General features: G+C 64.7%; 13 protein-coding genes. 4 read left to right on the top strand and 9 right to left on the bottom strand.

Annotation, left to right across the window (positions count from 1 at the left end; translation table 11 throughout):
* Positions 1-172: 172 nt before the first annotated feature.
* Positions 173-982, bottom strand: a complete 810-nt coding sequence (locus tag ATE64_RS18590) for a sulfite exporter TauE/SafE family protein (protein ID WP_058455291.1) — start codon at positions 980-982, stop codon at positions 173-175.
* A gap of 79 nt (positions 983-1,061) precedes the next feature.
* A complete protein-coding gene (locus tag ATE64_RS18585; RefSeq protein WP_058455292.1) occupies positions 1,062-1,484 on the bottom strand; it encodes a helix-turn-helix domain-containing protein in 423 nt (140 codons plus the stop codon).
* Between the two features lie 105 nt (positions 1,485-1,589).
* On the opposite strand from ATE64_RS18585, the gene ATE64_RS18580 reads away from it, so the two are divergent.
* From ATE64_RS18580 to ATE64_RS18565, 4 genes are all read left to right on the top strand, one after another.
* Positions 1,590-2,243 (top strand): cation transporter, encoded by a 654-nt coding sequence (locus ATE64_RS18580; protein ID WP_058455293.1) that lies wholly within the window; start codon positions 1,590-1,592, stop codon positions 2,241-2,243.
* 5 nt (positions 2,244-2,248) lie between these two features.
* Entirely contained in the window at positions 2,249-4,195 is a 1,947-nt protein-coding gene (locus ATE64_RS18575; RefSeq protein ID WP_058455294.1) for a cytochrome c/FTR1 family iron permease, read from the top strand.
* Between the two features lie 300 nt (positions 4,196-4,495).
* The gene (locus ATE64_RS18570; protein WP_167541781.1) at positions 4,496-5,011 is read left to right on the top strand and encodes an AraC family transcriptional regulator; all 516 of its coding nucleotides are present in this window, start codon (positions 4,496-4,498) and stop codon (positions 5,009-5,011) included.
* Positions 5,012-5,058: 47 nt separating this feature from the next.
* Positions 5,059-5,718, top strand: a complete 660-nt coding sequence (locus tag ATE64_RS18565) for a class I SAM-dependent methyltransferase (protein WP_058455296.1) — start codon at positions 5,059-5,061, stop codon at positions 5,716-5,718.
* Positions 5,719-5,743: 25 nt separating this feature from the next.
* On the opposite strand, the gene ATE64_RS18560 is transcribed toward ATE64_RS18565, so the two are convergent.
* The 7 genes from ATE64_RS18560 to ATE64_RS18530 all read right to left on the bottom strand — a co-directional run bounded on the left by ATE64_RS18560 (position 5,744) and on the right by ATE64_RS18530 (position 14,236).
* Positions 5,744-6,049, bottom strand: coding sequence for a hypothetical protein (locus tag ATE64_RS18560; protein WP_058455297.1), 306 nt, complete (start codon positions 6,047-6,049; stop codon positions 5,744-5,746).
* A gap of 190 nt (positions 6,050-6,239) precedes the next feature.
* Positions 6,240-6,884: a thioredoxin domain-containing protein gene (locus ATE64_RS18555; RefSeq protein ID WP_058455298.1), complete on the bottom strand. Its 645-nt coding sequence runs from the start codon at positions 6,882-6,884 to the stop codon at positions 6,240-6,242.
* Positions 6,881-7,315 carry a disulfide bond formation protein B gene (locus ATE64_RS18550; RefSeq protein WP_058455299.1) on the bottom strand — a complete coding sequence of 145 codons (435 nt, stop codon included), beginning with the start codon at positions 7,313-7,315 and terminating at the stop codon, positions 6,881-6,883. Before ATE64_RS18550 ends, ATE64_RS18555 begins: the two co-directional genes overlap by 4 nt.
* Positions 7,312-7,797 (bottom strand): SRPBCC family protein, encoded by a 486-nt coding sequence (locus ATE64_RS18545; protein ID WP_058455300.1) that lies wholly within the window; start codon positions 7,795-7,797, stop codon positions 7,312-7,314. The genes ATE64_RS18550 and ATE64_RS18545 overlap by 4 nt, the downstream gene beginning before the upstream one ends.
* Before the next feature lie 13 nt (positions 7,798-7,810).
* Positions 7,811-10,990, bottom strand: a complete 3,180-nt coding sequence (locus ATE64_RS18540; protein WP_058455301.1) for an efflux RND transporter permease subunit — start codon at positions 10,988-10,990, stop codon at positions 7,811-7,813.
* Between the two features lie 44 nt (positions 10,991-11,034).
* Positions 11,035-13,575 (bottom strand): heavy metal translocating P-type ATPase, encoded by a 2,541-nt coding sequence (locus ATE64_RS18535; protein ID WP_058455302.1) that lies wholly within the window; start codon positions 13,573-13,575, stop codon positions 11,035-11,037.
* A gap of 190 nt (positions 13,576-13,765) precedes the next feature.
* On the bottom strand, positions 13,766-14,236 hold the full coding sequence (locus tag ATE64_RS18530; protein WP_058455303.1) for an SRPBCC family protein: 471 nt from the start codon (positions 14,234-14,236) through the stop codon (positions 13,766-13,768).
* Positions 14,237-14,279 lie beyond the last annotated feature (43 nt).

The raw sequence follows: 14,279 nt of genomic DNA, 5'->3' as shown, positions 1-14,279 counted from the left end.
GGTCGCGTTCGAGCTCGACTGGAACGGTAAGGCCGGGACGATCACCAAGCTCGACAAGGCGCCGTAAAGCAGCAGCGCCGTCGTGGCGGGCGTCGGTCGATCCCGGCGCCCGCATTCCATCCGGGGCGATGACGGCTGGCGCTGTCCGAGTGTGGGGGCCGCCGCCTGGACCCTAGTGCGGCTTCGCCATCAGCATCTTCATCGCGGACAGGATCAATATCGCCGCCAGCATCGGCAGCAGCACCCTTTCCGGCACAATGCCAAGCAGCAGCCCGCCGATCATGCCGCCGGCGATCGAACCAAGCGCCATAATCAGCACAAAATTGCGATGGCTGCCGATAACCGAGAAACTTCGGTCGCGGCTGTAGCGTGCGAATCCCGTAATCATCGTCGGCAAGCTGATCGCAAGCGACAGGCTGCCTGCAAGCTTCACGTCGAGCCCGAACAACAGGATCAGCGTCGGGATCAACAGCTCGCCCCCGGCGACGCCGAGCAAGGAGGCGACGATACCGATCGCGAAGCCCGCGATGACGCCGGCCGCAATGCGCAACATGGCGTCCCCAAAAATGGGGTGTCCCCCGGTCAGGTCGTGACCGAAAGCCAGAATCAGCGCAATCAGCACAAGGAGTATGCCGATAATCCGGTGCAGCGCCCCCGCGCTGATCCGGGTTGCCCAGCCAGCACCGAACCAGGCACCCACGATGCTGCCGGTCAGAAGATTGACGATGATCGGCCAGTGAGCGCCGATCTCGGAGAAGGATATCGTGCCGCTGCGAAAGATAAGCGCTGTCGCCACAACGATTAGGCTCATCGCCTTGTTCAGGATAATCGCCTCTAGCGGCGGAAAGCGGAACAACCCGACAAGCAGCGGTAGCCGGAACTCCGCGCCACCGAGGCCGATGAGCCCGCCGAGCACGCCGATCACGCCACCGGCGGCAAATGCACGGACCGGACCGCGAGTAACGTGCGCGTCGGCTTTCATGATCGGCAAGCCTCGGAAGGGGGCGCAGCGAACCGCCAAGCTGGGACGCCATCGCCACCGTCATGCGAAACCCCCGTGGTCATATTCCTGTCCCGGCCAGTTCGGTGCCCGCGATCGCCTCTATCACCCGGCATTCCGCAGCCCGGCCGCCCTCGCAGGAGGTCGCAACCTCGGTGAGGGCCGACCGCAAGGTTTCAAGCCGCGCGATGCGAATGCCGATATCGGCAAGATGCGCGCGAGCAATCGCCGCCGCCTCGCCGCAATCGCGGTCGGGCTGGTCCGAAAGCGCAAGCAGCGAACGGATTTCGGGGATCGAAAAACCCAGCTGCCGACCGTGGCGAATGAAGGCGAGGCGGCGAACGTCGGACGCTTCATAGCTGCGCCGGCCTGAGGCGGTGCGCAGCGCCTCGGGCAAGAGCCCGATATCCTCGTAAAAGCGGATCGTGTTGACCTTGGTGCCGGTCTGCCGGGCAAGGTCGCCGATCGCGAGCCTCTTGGCCATAAATCTCTTGATCCTCCAGTGACTGGAGGTTGTATAGGGCGACCCAGTCCAGAGTTGAAGGCGTGAAATGGAACGCCATGACAGCGGCACGGGGATGAAGACGCGATGACAGCAGGTTCTGAAAGTGGCGATGGCTGCGGCTGCACGGGCGACCCGGTTCGCGCGGAAAAGGATCCAGCCTATCGTCGCGCCTTGTGGATTGTCGTGCTTCTCAATCTGGGGTTCGGCGCGATCGAAATCGTTGGCGGCTTTATCGCGAACAGCCAGGCGCTGAAGGCCGACTCGCTCGACTTCATCGGCGACGGCACGATCACGCTCGCGGGGCTGGTGGCGATCGGCTGGACAGCACTGGCACGGACCCGCATCGCCTTTGCGCAAGGGCTGTTTCTTCTGACACTCGGGCTCGGCGTGATCGGGGTCGCGCTATGGCGCGCGCTGACCGCTGTTCCGCCCGAAGCCGAACTGATGGGCGGCATCGGCATCGTTGCGCTGCTCGTCAATCTCACCTCGGCCGCAGTCCTCTCGCGGTTTCGCGAAGGCGACGCCAATGTCCGCGCGGTATGGCTGTTCAGCCGCAATGATGCGGTCGCCAATGTGGCGGTGATCATCGCGGCTGGCCTCGTCGCATGGACCGGCCAGGCCTGGCCTGACCTCGCGGTTGCAGCCATCATCGCCGCGCTCTTCCTGCATTCGGCTTATGAGATTCTGCGCAGCGCTCGTGTCGAGTTGCGAGAGTTATCGACTGTGGCCGGACAATAGGACCGATGCAGACCGCTCGCCGCTTTCGCTTCCTGCTGATCCTGCTGGCCACCATCGGCGGCTTCACCGTGCAGACGGCAGAGGCGCGCAGCGCTGCCGACGAAGTCCAGACCATCTGGCGCCTGCTGGATTATCTCGCCGTCGATTATGGCGGCGCCGTCGCGAACGGCGAAGTGGCGAGCACGGTTGAATATGCCGAGATGACCGAGTTTTCGGCCACCGTGCGCAAAGGCATCGCGACCCTCCCGGCGTCACCCGCACGGGCTGGCCTTGTCGCCGAAGCGGGGAAACTCGAAGCGGCGATCGCATCGAAGTCCGACCCCGGGAAAGTGGCCGGCAACGCGCGCGGACTCGCAGCGGACCTGCTCGCAGCCTATCCGGTGCCCCTCGCCCCGCGCAAAGCCCCCGATCCGCTGCGTGGGGCCCAGGTGTTTCTGGAAAATTGCGCCAGCTGTCACGGCTCGCGCGGCGATGGCAAGGGACCTCAGGCGAAGGGCCTCGATCCCGCACCCATTGATTTCACCGATATCGGTCGCGCTCGCAAACGCAGCCTGTTCGCACTCTATCAGGTCATAGGCCAAGGGCTCGAGGGTACGTCCATGCCGAGTTTTGCCCAGCTGCCCTCAGACGACCGGTGGGCGGTCGCTGCCTATGCCGGCGGCTTTGCCTTTCGCGATGTTTCGACCGGCCAACAAATCTGGGACCAGACTCCGTCCGCTCGCAAGCTGGTTCCAGACCTGCAGGCCTTCACAAGTCTCAGCCCCGAAGCACTTGGCCGCACGCTCGGAACGAAGCAGGCCGACGCATTGACGGCCTATTTGCGATCCAACCCCAAGGCATTGAGCGCGGCGTCGCCCGCAAAGCTTGCGGTTGCACGCGACAAATTGGTGCAAAGCGTCGCCGCGTACCGCAAGGGAGAACGAGACGAAGCAGAGCGCCTCGCGCTCTCTGCCTATCTCGACGGTTTTGAACCTGTCGAGCCGATTCTGACGACGCGCGATTCTGCGCTGATGGCGCGGATAGAATCCGCGATGGCCGACTATCGCGTGTCCATCGCGCGCGGTTTGCCGGTCGACGTGGTTGCGGGCAAGGCCTCCACGGTCGAAGCCCTGTTCGCCGATGCCGAGGCCGCGCTATCCCCCGATGCAGCGAGCGATGCATCAACCTTTGTCGGGGCGCTGACCATATTGCTGCGCGAGGGGCTCGAAGCTCTGCTCATCGTGGTGGCGATGATCGCTTTCTTGCGGAAGGCCGAGCGGCCCGAAGTTCTGTCCTATGTCCATGGCGGCTGGATCGCAGCGTTGGTCGCCGGCGGCGCGACCTGGGCCGTCGCAACCTATGCAATCTCTGTCAGCGGCGCGAACAGGGAGCTGACCGAGGGATTTGGCTCGCTCTTCGCCGCCGTGGTTCTGGTCTGGGTCGGCATCTGGATGCATGGCAAGTCGCATGCCAATAGCTGGCAGCGCTATATTCGTGACGCAATGGGCAAGGCGCTTTCGCGCCGCTCGGCCTGGTTTCTGTTTGGGCTCGCATTCCTCGTGGTCTACCGGGAGGTCTTTGAGACCATCCTGTTTTTCACCGCGCTGGCGACGCAAGGCAGTAGCGGCGCGATCGCCGCCGGAGCCGGAACTGCGCTGGTGATCCTCGCAGCAATCGCATGGGTTATGCTTCGTTACAGCCGGGTCCTGCCGATCGGAAAATTTTTCGCTTACAGCTCTGTACTGATCGCGATTCTGGCAGTTGTCCTGGCCGGCAAGGGCGCGGGCGCGCTACAGGAAGCCGGCCTCCTCGGCATCACACCGCTCGCCCATTTTCCTCGCTTCCCGGCGATGGGAATATTTCCTTCGCTCGAACCGTTGTTGCTCCAGCTTCTCGCGCTTGCAGTCCTCTGGATCGGCTATCGTTACAACAGTCGGCAGCATCGCCGGATCGAGACAGCGCCCGGTCGATGAGGGTAATTATCACGGGGTCGGCGCGCTCCTCCCAGGCTGTGCTGGGGCCCCCGAAAAGAGCCTCCGAGCCAGAGAGATTACCCGGCGCCCGTTACGCACACGAGTTAGGCCTGCTATCGAAACCCGATGCCCGACACGTCCAACTGGAACGGCCGACTTAGCCTCGGCGACTATCATGCTCTCTGGTCGGGTTCGGTTGGCGATGCCGCCGCGCACCGCCATTTTGCAGCGCAAGCAGTGTTTTGTTCCGAGCCGCTCACGGTGGTCGACGCCGTTGGTGCGCGCCTTTCGGGGCGCTGCTTGCTCATCGAACCCGATGCCGCACACCGGCTGCTTCCCGCGCCCGCAGCCGAACTATGGTTCGTCGAGCCGACAGTGGGCTTCGGTCCGCCGGTAGAACTGAAAAACCGGCTGATTTGCTCCGATCCGATTCATGTCGCGATGCCGGGACAGCAGTCATTCTGGAAAAACTGGCTCACGCGAGGCGCCCGCCCCCCGCTCGATCCGCGCATCACCCGCGCCGCCGCCTCGATTGACCGCCTGATCCCCACGGGCTCTGTCCGGCTCGCGGATGTGGCGGAGGAGAGCCGCCTTTCGCTCGGCCGATTCCGGCATCTCTTTGCCGCCGAGATCGGCATGCCTTTCCAGCGATTTGTGCTCTGGCGACGCTTGATCATCGCCTTCGACGTTTTGGGAAGGCGCCGCAGCGCGACCGAGGCCGCACATATGGCGGGGTTCAGCGACAGCGCGCATTTCGCCCGCACGATCAAGGTCATGTTCGGTATTCGGGCAAGCGACCTTTTCATCGAACCATAGCCTCTCCGTTCAAGCCGGTGCGTGACGGCACCTAGTAGAGGGGCGTCATGTCAGACGCACACAGAGACTTCGTCCCGGCACTCGGCAAGAGCGGATCGCTCGACCGCTATGATGCCGCCATAGCCCTCATGACCAGAGAGAAAAGATGGCGAAGCGACTTGCTGTGCTTCGCCGAACCGCAGCCGGGCGAGCGGATCGTCGATATCGGGTGCGGCACGGGGACGTTTGCAATCGCCCTTAAGCAGGCGGCGCCGGAGAGCATGGTCCTCGGGGTCGATCCCGATCCCGCCGTACTGGAAATCGCACGCGCCAAGGCTAAGGTTGCCGAAGCCGAGATCCAATGGTTCGAGGCCATGGGGGACGAGCTGGACGGCATCGACGCACTCCGGCAATGCGACAAGATCGTATCGAGCCTCGTTCTCCACCAGTGCCCAATGGACGTGAAGAAGGCGATTGCCGCGCAGATGTTCAGGCTCCTGAGGCCCGGCGGGACTCTCTTCATAGCCGATTATGGCGAGCAGCGCTCGCTGCTGATGCGCATGCTTTTTCGACAGATCCAGCTGCTCGACGGGTTCGAATATACCGAACCCAACGCGAAGGGCTGCGTCCCGGAAATCCTTACAGCCGCGGGTTTCGAGGCTGTCGAGGAAGTGAAGGTCATCCCGACACCGACCGGCTCGATCTCAATCTACCGGGCGAGGCGGTAGCCTCTCGCCCAGCGCGCGGATTCCGCTAACCGCGCCAGTGACGCCCACGGTGGTGGTGGTGCATCCGGCGCTTCTGGTAGCGCCGCTCGTAGCGGTCCCGGCGTTCATAGCGGCGGTCGTTTCCGCGATAATAGGGGTCGTAACCGCGATAGCCCCGGTCATTGCCATAATAGGGCCGGTCGTGCCGGTTGGAACGATAGTCGCGATCATGGCCCCGCGGCGCATCATGGCCGCGGCTATATCCGCCGCGATCGCCATGGTGCTGGGCAAGCGCCGTTCCGGGGAGCGCGAAGGCGAGCATCGCGGCCGCGATCGTCATCAGTTTTCGCATGTCAGTCTCTCCTTTGCGTGGCGTTCAAACTCCCCCTTCGTCGTTGAATGCGCTGTGAATATTAGCTCTTTCTTCCCCGATTCGACGGTGACCCGGCATCTCCATGCGACGGGCCGATGGCGAGTGAGGCAGCATCGCGACGGATGCTAGGCACCCGTCCCGCGTGGACGAAGCGGGACGGGTGCGGGTCTTATTTGCCCTTTGCCGCTACCGCGGCCTGGACTCGGGCCTCGACCTGTTCGGGGCTGGGTTGGACGAGCATCTCGCCATTGACGAAGAAGGTCGGGGTGCCCTTGACGCCGACCGCGCGCGCGTCGGCAATGTCCTGCTCCATCCACGCCATCGCATCGGCGGTTGGCATCGCGCGCGCCTTCGCGACATTGAGGCCGGCCTTCTCGGCCGCGGCCCAGGCGCCGTCCATCTTGCCGTCGTGCCAGTCGGGCTGCGCCTCAAGCAGCGCCGCCGTCACCGGCTCGAGCTTGCCCTGGACACGCGCGGCTTCGAGGATCACGATCGCCTCGGCCGAACCGGGGTGCAGCGGCAGGTAGCGCATCACGAGACGCACATCCTTGGGATATTTGGCGACGATACCCTTGACTGTCGGATAGAAGGCACGGCAGGCCTCGCACGACGGGTCGAAGAATTCGACGATCGTGACCGGGGCATTTTTCGGCCCAATGATCGGCGAGTGCGGGCGAATGAGGCTGTCGACGGGTCCCGCCACGACCTTCTTGGTGGGTTCGCCCTCGGCGCTCCCGCTGTAGAGCATCGCGCCACCGGTAAAGGCGAGCGCCGACAGGGCAAGCGTGGCCATCACTCCGATTCGACGGTTCATGATTTCAGTCTCCTTTGGAAGTTGAGCAAGAGGGTCAGGATGAGCGCGAAGGCGGCCAGCGACAGGAGGGGCAGCGGCACGCCTCCGACTGCCATGCTCTCTCCCGAGCATGACGGGCCGCCGGTGCAGGGGACGATCGGAGCCGGAATGACGCCGACATAGAGCAAGCTGTGATAGAATGCGACGAGAGCACCGCCGGCCGCCAGCGCCAGTCCATAAGGAACAACGGCGCGGTCCGACTTGAACGCTGCGATGCCGAGAATGATCGAGAGCGGGAACATGAAGGCGCGCTGGAACCAACAGAGATCACACGGCACTTGGCCCATGACCTCGCCGACGAAGAGGACGGCTAGGCTCGACAGGAAGGCAATTGCCCAAGCTACGCCGAGCGGACGCCATTTGTGCGGTGCCAGCAGCGGAAAGCTCGTCATCGCCGACCACCTTTGAACTTGGACTTGGGCCGTCGCGGCGGCGATTGCGGCTTGCTGTATTTGGACTTCAGGTAGCTGAGCAGGATGCCGTCGATCGAGGCGAGCATTCTTTGAAAGCTGGTGCGGAGGCCGGGAAGCGGGAGCCAGGCAAAAGGCCCGCGGCAGCGATAGCGGTGAACGAACTTCGTCCCGCTTGCCGTCGGCGTCAGGATATAGCTTTCCTCAAACTGGAGGATGAAGCTCGGCTTTACGTCGAGTATCAGCTCTTCCCCGGGGCGCGCGGAGAGCACCGCCGCGGAAACTTCAAGAAACTTGGGCTTTTGCGGATCCATGCGCATCGAATAGCGGATCGCGACCGGGTCCTCGGCAAGCCGCTCGATCCGGACATAAGGGTTCCAGATCCGGTGATTGTCGAAATCGCCGAGGACCGCCCATATTTGTTCCGCACTATAGGGGAGGTCATGCTCCCGCTCGAACTCCATCAGCTTCACTCCTCTATCGATCGGCCGCCGGGCTTTGCCCCGCGCCGATGTCGGTGACGCCCGCAGGCGATGGGTCGGCATGCGCGCCGCCCGTGGTGAACCAGCGGCGCAGGCGCGGTGCCATCCTGCGTTCGAAGCCCGCCGCAAGGCTGAAGGACGCCGGCACGATCAGCAGCGTCAGCATCGTCGAAAGGATAAGCCCGCCGATCACCGTGACCGCCATCGGCGCGCGCCATGCGCCGTCGCCGGTCAGTGATAGCGCGGTCGGGATCATGCCCGCGACCATCGCGACCGTGGTCATCAGGATCGGCTGCGCGCGCTTGTGTCCGGCGTCGACGATCGCCTCGTCGCGCGGCACCCCGGACGCCATTTCCTCGATCGCGAAATCGACCAGCAAGATGCTGTTCTTGCCGACGATACCGAGCAGCATCAGCACGCCGATGAACACGGGAAGCGAGAGCGGATAGCCCGTCAGCAGCAACGCGATCGCCCCGCCGAGGGGGGCGAGCAGAAGCGAGCCCATGTTGACGAAGGGTGGGATGATCTTGCGATAGAGCAGGATCAGGACCGCCAGCACGAGGAATATCCCCGAAACGACCGCGATCGCGAAGTTGCGCAGCATCTCGGCCTGCCATTTGGCACTCCCGAGCACCAGCCGGGCGACCCCGGCGGGTAACGTCTTCAGCGCCGGCAACGCCTCGACTTTCTCCATCGCCTGACCGGTCACGAGACCCGGAGCAAGGTCGGCCCCTATGGTGAGCTGGCGCACCTGGTTGGTCCGATTGATCTGGGTGGGGCCGGCGCCGAAGCCAATCTCTGCGACGACAGAAAGCGGCACCGTTCCCCCGTTCCGGGTCGGAACCGGCATGTTGCGCAGTGTATCGAGCCGCTCGCGCGCGGTTTCCGCTAGCGCGACGCGCACCGGTATCTGCCGGTCGGACAGCGAGAATTTGGCGCTGTTCTGGTCGATCTCGCCAAGCGTCGCGACGCGGATCGACTGGCTGAGCGCCTGGGTGGTGACGCCGAGCTGCGCCGCGAGCGCGAAGCGCGGGCGAATGACGATCTCGGGCCTTTGGAGATTGCCTTCGACACGCGGCGAGCGAATCTCCTTCACACGGGCCATTTCGGCAAGCAGCCGGTTGCCGATATCTTCGAGCTTCTTCGGGTCGTCGCTGCCTAGCGTGATCGAGATGTCACGGCTGCTCCCGCCGCCACCGCCATGCTGCGATTGGAAGTTGATGCGGGCATCGGGAACCTGCGCCAGCCGCGGCGCGCGGTCCTTTTCGAACTCGGTGGAGGTGAGCTCACGGTCCTTGCGCAGTTTCAGATAGACCGTCGCCGTGCCGACATCGATCCGCGACAAGGCGGATTCGACGAGCGGATCGCGCTTCATGAGATCGGTCACTTCGTCGGCCACCGCCTCGGTCTGTTCGAGCGTCGCACCCGGTGCGAGCTGGATGGCGACGCGGCTCGTATCGGAATCGATCGACGGCTGGAAGGTCATGGGAAGCAGCGAGAAGCTGAAGATGGTCGCGAACAGCGCCAGCACGCCGATGCCGACCACCCAGATGCGATGGTCCTTTAAATAGCCGAGCCATTTCCAGCGCCCGCCGCGCGCACGCGCGGCAGCGGCCCCGCTGGTATCGAGGCTCCAGCGCAAGATGCGCATATAGGTGTCGATCAGCGGGCCCTCGCCATGCTTTTGCGGGCCCTGCGCAGAGAGAAAATAGGCAGCGAGCATGGGCGTGATCATGCGCGCGACCGCGAGGCTCATCAGCACCGCGGCCACGACCGTCAGCCCGAAATTCTTGAAATATTGCCCGGCGACGCCCGGCATCAGCCCGACCGGCAGAAACACCGCGACGATCGTCATCGTCGTGGCGAGCACCGCGAGGCCGATCTCGTCGGCGGCGTCGATCGAGGCCTGATAGGCCGATTTGCCCATCCGCATGTGGCGCACGATATTCTCGATCTCGACGATCGCATCGTCGACCAACACGCCGGCAACGAGGCTAAGCGCGAGCAAGGTCATCATGTTGAGCGAGAAGCCCATGAGGTCCATGAACAGGAAGGTCGGTACCGCCGACAGCGGGATGGCAAGCGCCGAGATCAGCGTCGCCCGCCAGTCGCGCAAGAAAAGGAAGACGACGACGACCGCGAGGATCGCGCCTTCGACCATCGCATTGATCGCCGAATGATATTGGCCCTTGGTATATTCGATATCGCTGAACAGCTCGGTGAATTTGACCTTGGGATTCTCCTTCTCGAGCTTGCGCAGCTCCTCGACCGCCGCGTCGTAAACGGTGACATCCGAGGCGCCCTTGGCGCGCTCGAACCCAAAGGTCAGCACCTGCCGCCCGTCCTGCTTCGAGACCGAGCGCTGCTCGGCGTAGAGATCCTTGACCTCGGCGATATCGGCGAGGCGCACGGTCCGGTTCGTTCCGACCGAGATCAGCGTCTCGCCGAGGGCGTTGGCGCTGCTGGCGTTGCCGAGGATGCGGACCGCCTGCTCGGAGCCTGCGACCTCCATCCGGCCGCCGGCCGCATTGACGTTGAGCTGGACGAGCTGGGTGTTCACCGCGGCGGCGGTGAGACCATAGGCACGCATGCGCTCGGGGTTGAGGATGACCCGGATTTCGCGGCTGACGCCGCCCCGTCGGTAGGCGTCGCCCATACCGGGGACCGCGATCAGCCGCTTCGCGACGACATTATCGACATACCAGCTCAATTCCTCGAGCGTCATGTCGGTGGCCGAGGCCGACCAATAGGCAAGCGTGTTGCCCGAGGTCGACAGGCGGATGACCTGCGGTTCGAGGATGCCGTTCGGCAGGTTGCTGCGGATCTGGGTGATCTTGTCGCGGATATCGGTCACCGCCCGGTCGATCGGTGTGCCGATCGCGAACTGGACGAAGGTCTGAGACTGGCCTTCGGTAACCGTCGAATTGAGCTCGTCGATCCCCTCGATCGTCCGCACCGCCGCCTCGACGCGCTGCGTGACCTGCGTTTCGAGTTCGGTCGGCGCGGCGCCCGGCTGGGCGATGATGACGATGGCGCCCGGAAAATCGATGTCGGGATCGCTCTGGACCCCCATCATGAGGAAGGAGACGATGCCCGCCACCGTCAGACCGAAGAACATGACGAGCGGCGGGATCGGGTTCCGGATGGACCAGGCCGAGATATTCTTGAAGTTCATCCTCTCTCCCCCTTCCGGTTCGATCGCGCCGCGACTGCGCGCCCTCAGCCCATGCTGCGATCGCGATAGGCGAGCAGGCGAAGCGCGTTGGCGACGACGACGAGGGTCGAGCCTTCGTGCGCCGCGACCGCCGCACCAATTCCGAGCCCGAAGATCGTCGCCGGCACGAGGACCACGACGACGCCGAGGCTGACCACCAGATTCTGGCGGATGATGCGGCGCGTCTGGCGGCTGAGCCCGATCGCGAACGGCAGATGAGCGAGGTCATCGGCCATCAGCGCGACGTCGGCGGTTTCGAGGGCGACATCGGACCCTGCGGCGCCCATCGCGATCCCGACGGTGGCGCTCGCCATCGCCGGTGCGTCATTGACGCCGTCGCCGACCATGGCGACCGGCTGCTGCGCCTTGAGGTCGCGAATGGCATCGACTTTCTGGTCGGGCATAAGGTCGCCCCAGGCCTCGTCGATCCCGACTTCTGCGGCAATCGATTCCGCGACCTTCTGGTGGTCGCCCGAAATCATGATCATCCGGCCGATGCCGAGTTCGCGGAGTTTGGCGATCGCGGTGCGCGCCGCTTCGCGCGGCGTGTCCATCAGGCCGATCGCGCCAAGATCGCGGTCGCCCATGCGGACCACCATCGTCGTGCGGCCCTGTTCGCGGAGGCCTGCGATCGCCGCCGCCACTTCGCCCCCGATCGGTGCGATGCCGTCGGCACCGAACATTTCGGCCCTGCCGATCAGAACGGTCTCGCCCTCGACCTTCGCCGTGACGCCGCGCCCCGTCAGGCTGTTGAGGTCGTCCGCGATCGGTACGCGCGCCGATGTCAGCATGGCCTCGCCATCGCGCGCGATCGCAGCGGCAAGGGGATGGTCGCTCAGCCGTTCGACGGCCACCGCGATGCGCAGCAGTTCCTCCTTCGGCACGCCGCTTGCCGGCAGAACATCGGTGATGCGCGGCTTGCCCTCGGTGAGCGTGCCCGTCTTGTCGAAAGCGAGCGCAGTCAGCGAGCCGAGATTTTCGAGCGGGCCGCCGCCTTTGACCAGCACGCCGCCGCGCGCCGCACGCGCAACGCCGGACAGGACGGCGCTCGGCGTCGCAATGGCGAGCGCGCACGGGCTTGCCGCGACGAGGACCGCCATCGCCCGATAGAAGCTGTCGCGGAAAGGCTCGTCGACGACGACCCAGGCGAAGAGCAGGACGAACACCAGCGCGAGCACGCTCGGCACGAAAATCCGCTCGAACTTGTCGGTGAAGCGCTGGGTTGGCGATTTCTGCGTCTCCGCCTCGCTCACCATCTTCACGACCTTGGCGAGCGTGGTATCGGCAGCGAGGCGCGTCACAGCGATCTCGATCGCGCCATGACCGTTGATCGTGCCTGCGAAGACGCGATATTTCGCCTCGAGCACATCGGGCTTCGCGGCGGCAGCGGCGCGATCGGGTACCGGCTCCTTGTCGACCGGAACGCTCTCGCCCGTCACCGGAGCCTGATTGACCGCCGAGCGTCCGACGATGACGAAGCCGTCGGCGGGCAGCCGCTCGTTGGGCTTGACCACCACGGTGTCGCCGATCTGCAGAAGCTCGACCGACACTTCGCGGGTGCTGCCGTCGGCCCCCTTCACGATCGCGGTCTGCGGCGCCAGCTCGGCGAGCGCCTCGATCGCGCGCTTGGCCCGGCCCATAGCATAATGTTCGAGCGCATGACCGAGGCTGAAGAGGAAAAGGAGCAGCGCGCCTTCGGCCCACGCACCGAGCGCTGCGGCGCCCGCAGCGGCGACGAGCATCAGCGTGTCGATCTCGAAGCGCTTGAGCTTCAGATTCTCGATCGCCTCGCGGACCGTAAACCAGCCGCCGAAACCATAAGCGGCAATGTAGAATGCGAGCGGTACCCACTCCGGCGCCGCAGCCAGCTTCTCGATGGCAAAGCCGATGCCGAGCACGAGACCGCACAGCAACGCGAAGATCAGCTCGGTCCGCTCGCCGAAAATGCCGCCATGATCATGGCCATGGTCGTGGCTGTCCTCGCCCGTGTGGCCATGTTTGTGATCAGGCCCATGCGCATGATCCGGTCCATGGTCATGGCCATCATCGCCATGTTGGTGCGGGGGTTGTGCCGGGGTAGCCGCGGCGACGGCAGTCGATTTCTGTGTGACGCCCATATCCGACAGTGTCTTTCTGATCGTTTCGATGGAGGTCTCCGAGCGCTGGAACTCGGCGCGCAGCGTGCCGGCGGCCCCGACTTCGGCCTCGATCACGCCCGGCATTTCGCGAAGCTTAAGTCCGATCGTCCGCGCGCGCCGGGCGTGGCCGACGCCTTCGAGGTCGTCCCAGAAGAGATGCTGATATTGGTCAGTGAGCTCGGCACCGGCGCTGCGCGCGAGCTGCCGCACGCGTTCGAGCGGGAGAATATCCGGACGGTAATGGATGCAGAGCTGCGGCGGCGAACCATCGCTTGAGCGGACCACATGGACCTTGTCGACGCCTTCGCGTCCTTCGAGTTCGCCCATCAGGCGCGCGACACAGCGGTCGGCGGTATCGGCGACTTCGGGGAGGAGAAGCGGAATATCGAGCCGCAACTGGTCACTCATGATGCCATCCTTTTCTCTTGGCCATCGGCACTGTGATCCGGACATACACTAAACGCCGGGCAGGATGAGGTGCGGGAGCCTCTGCGGGATGCGACCCGGCTCCCGCACCTCCCCGACCGCCGGAGATCCCTGCCCGTGGTGAGGGGGGCGAATGAGAGGGGCCTCCGACGGCCAGGTTTCGAATTTACAATCATGCGCGACGTCCGCTCGGCCGCGCGTAGCGGGACTGAACGGTCGTGCGGCGGAAATGCTTTTCGAGCGCAGCGTTTGAGCGGCGCAGGAACACCGCGCACGCGCGGCGCAGGAATGGATAGCCGAGCCACGAGAAGAAGCCGCGGCAATCGAGCCGATGCGTCACCTCGACGCCTTGGCCTAACTTCTCGAGCCGATAGCTCTCCTCGATCACGAGCAGGCCGCGCATGCCCGTTCGCCACGAAAAGCCCTTGAGCCAGTCGAGACCGGTGATCCGCCCTTCGGCGGCCAGCTCCGGCCCGCGCGGCCCACGCGGGGAATAGACATAGTCGATGCGCTCCTCATCTCCCGGATGCTCCGATAAGCGCAATGTCGGATGCCAGTCGGCATAGCGCTCGATGTCGATGAGCAACCGCCAGACGCGGCCGATCGGGACCGGCAGGCGGAGCGAGGTCCCTACCGAGAACATCGGCAGCTCCCTCGCTCCGGCAAGCTGGTCCGCGACGCAGGCC

This window comes from Sphingopyxis sp. H073, assembly GCF_001468395.1.
Taxonomy (GTDB): domain Bacteria; phylum Pseudomonadota; class Alphaproteobacteria; order Sphingomonadales; family Sphingomonadaceae; genus Sphingopyxis.
The sequence above is the reverse complement of the archived record's forward strand: the minus strand, read 5'-3'. Positions and strand labels throughout refer to the sequence as shown.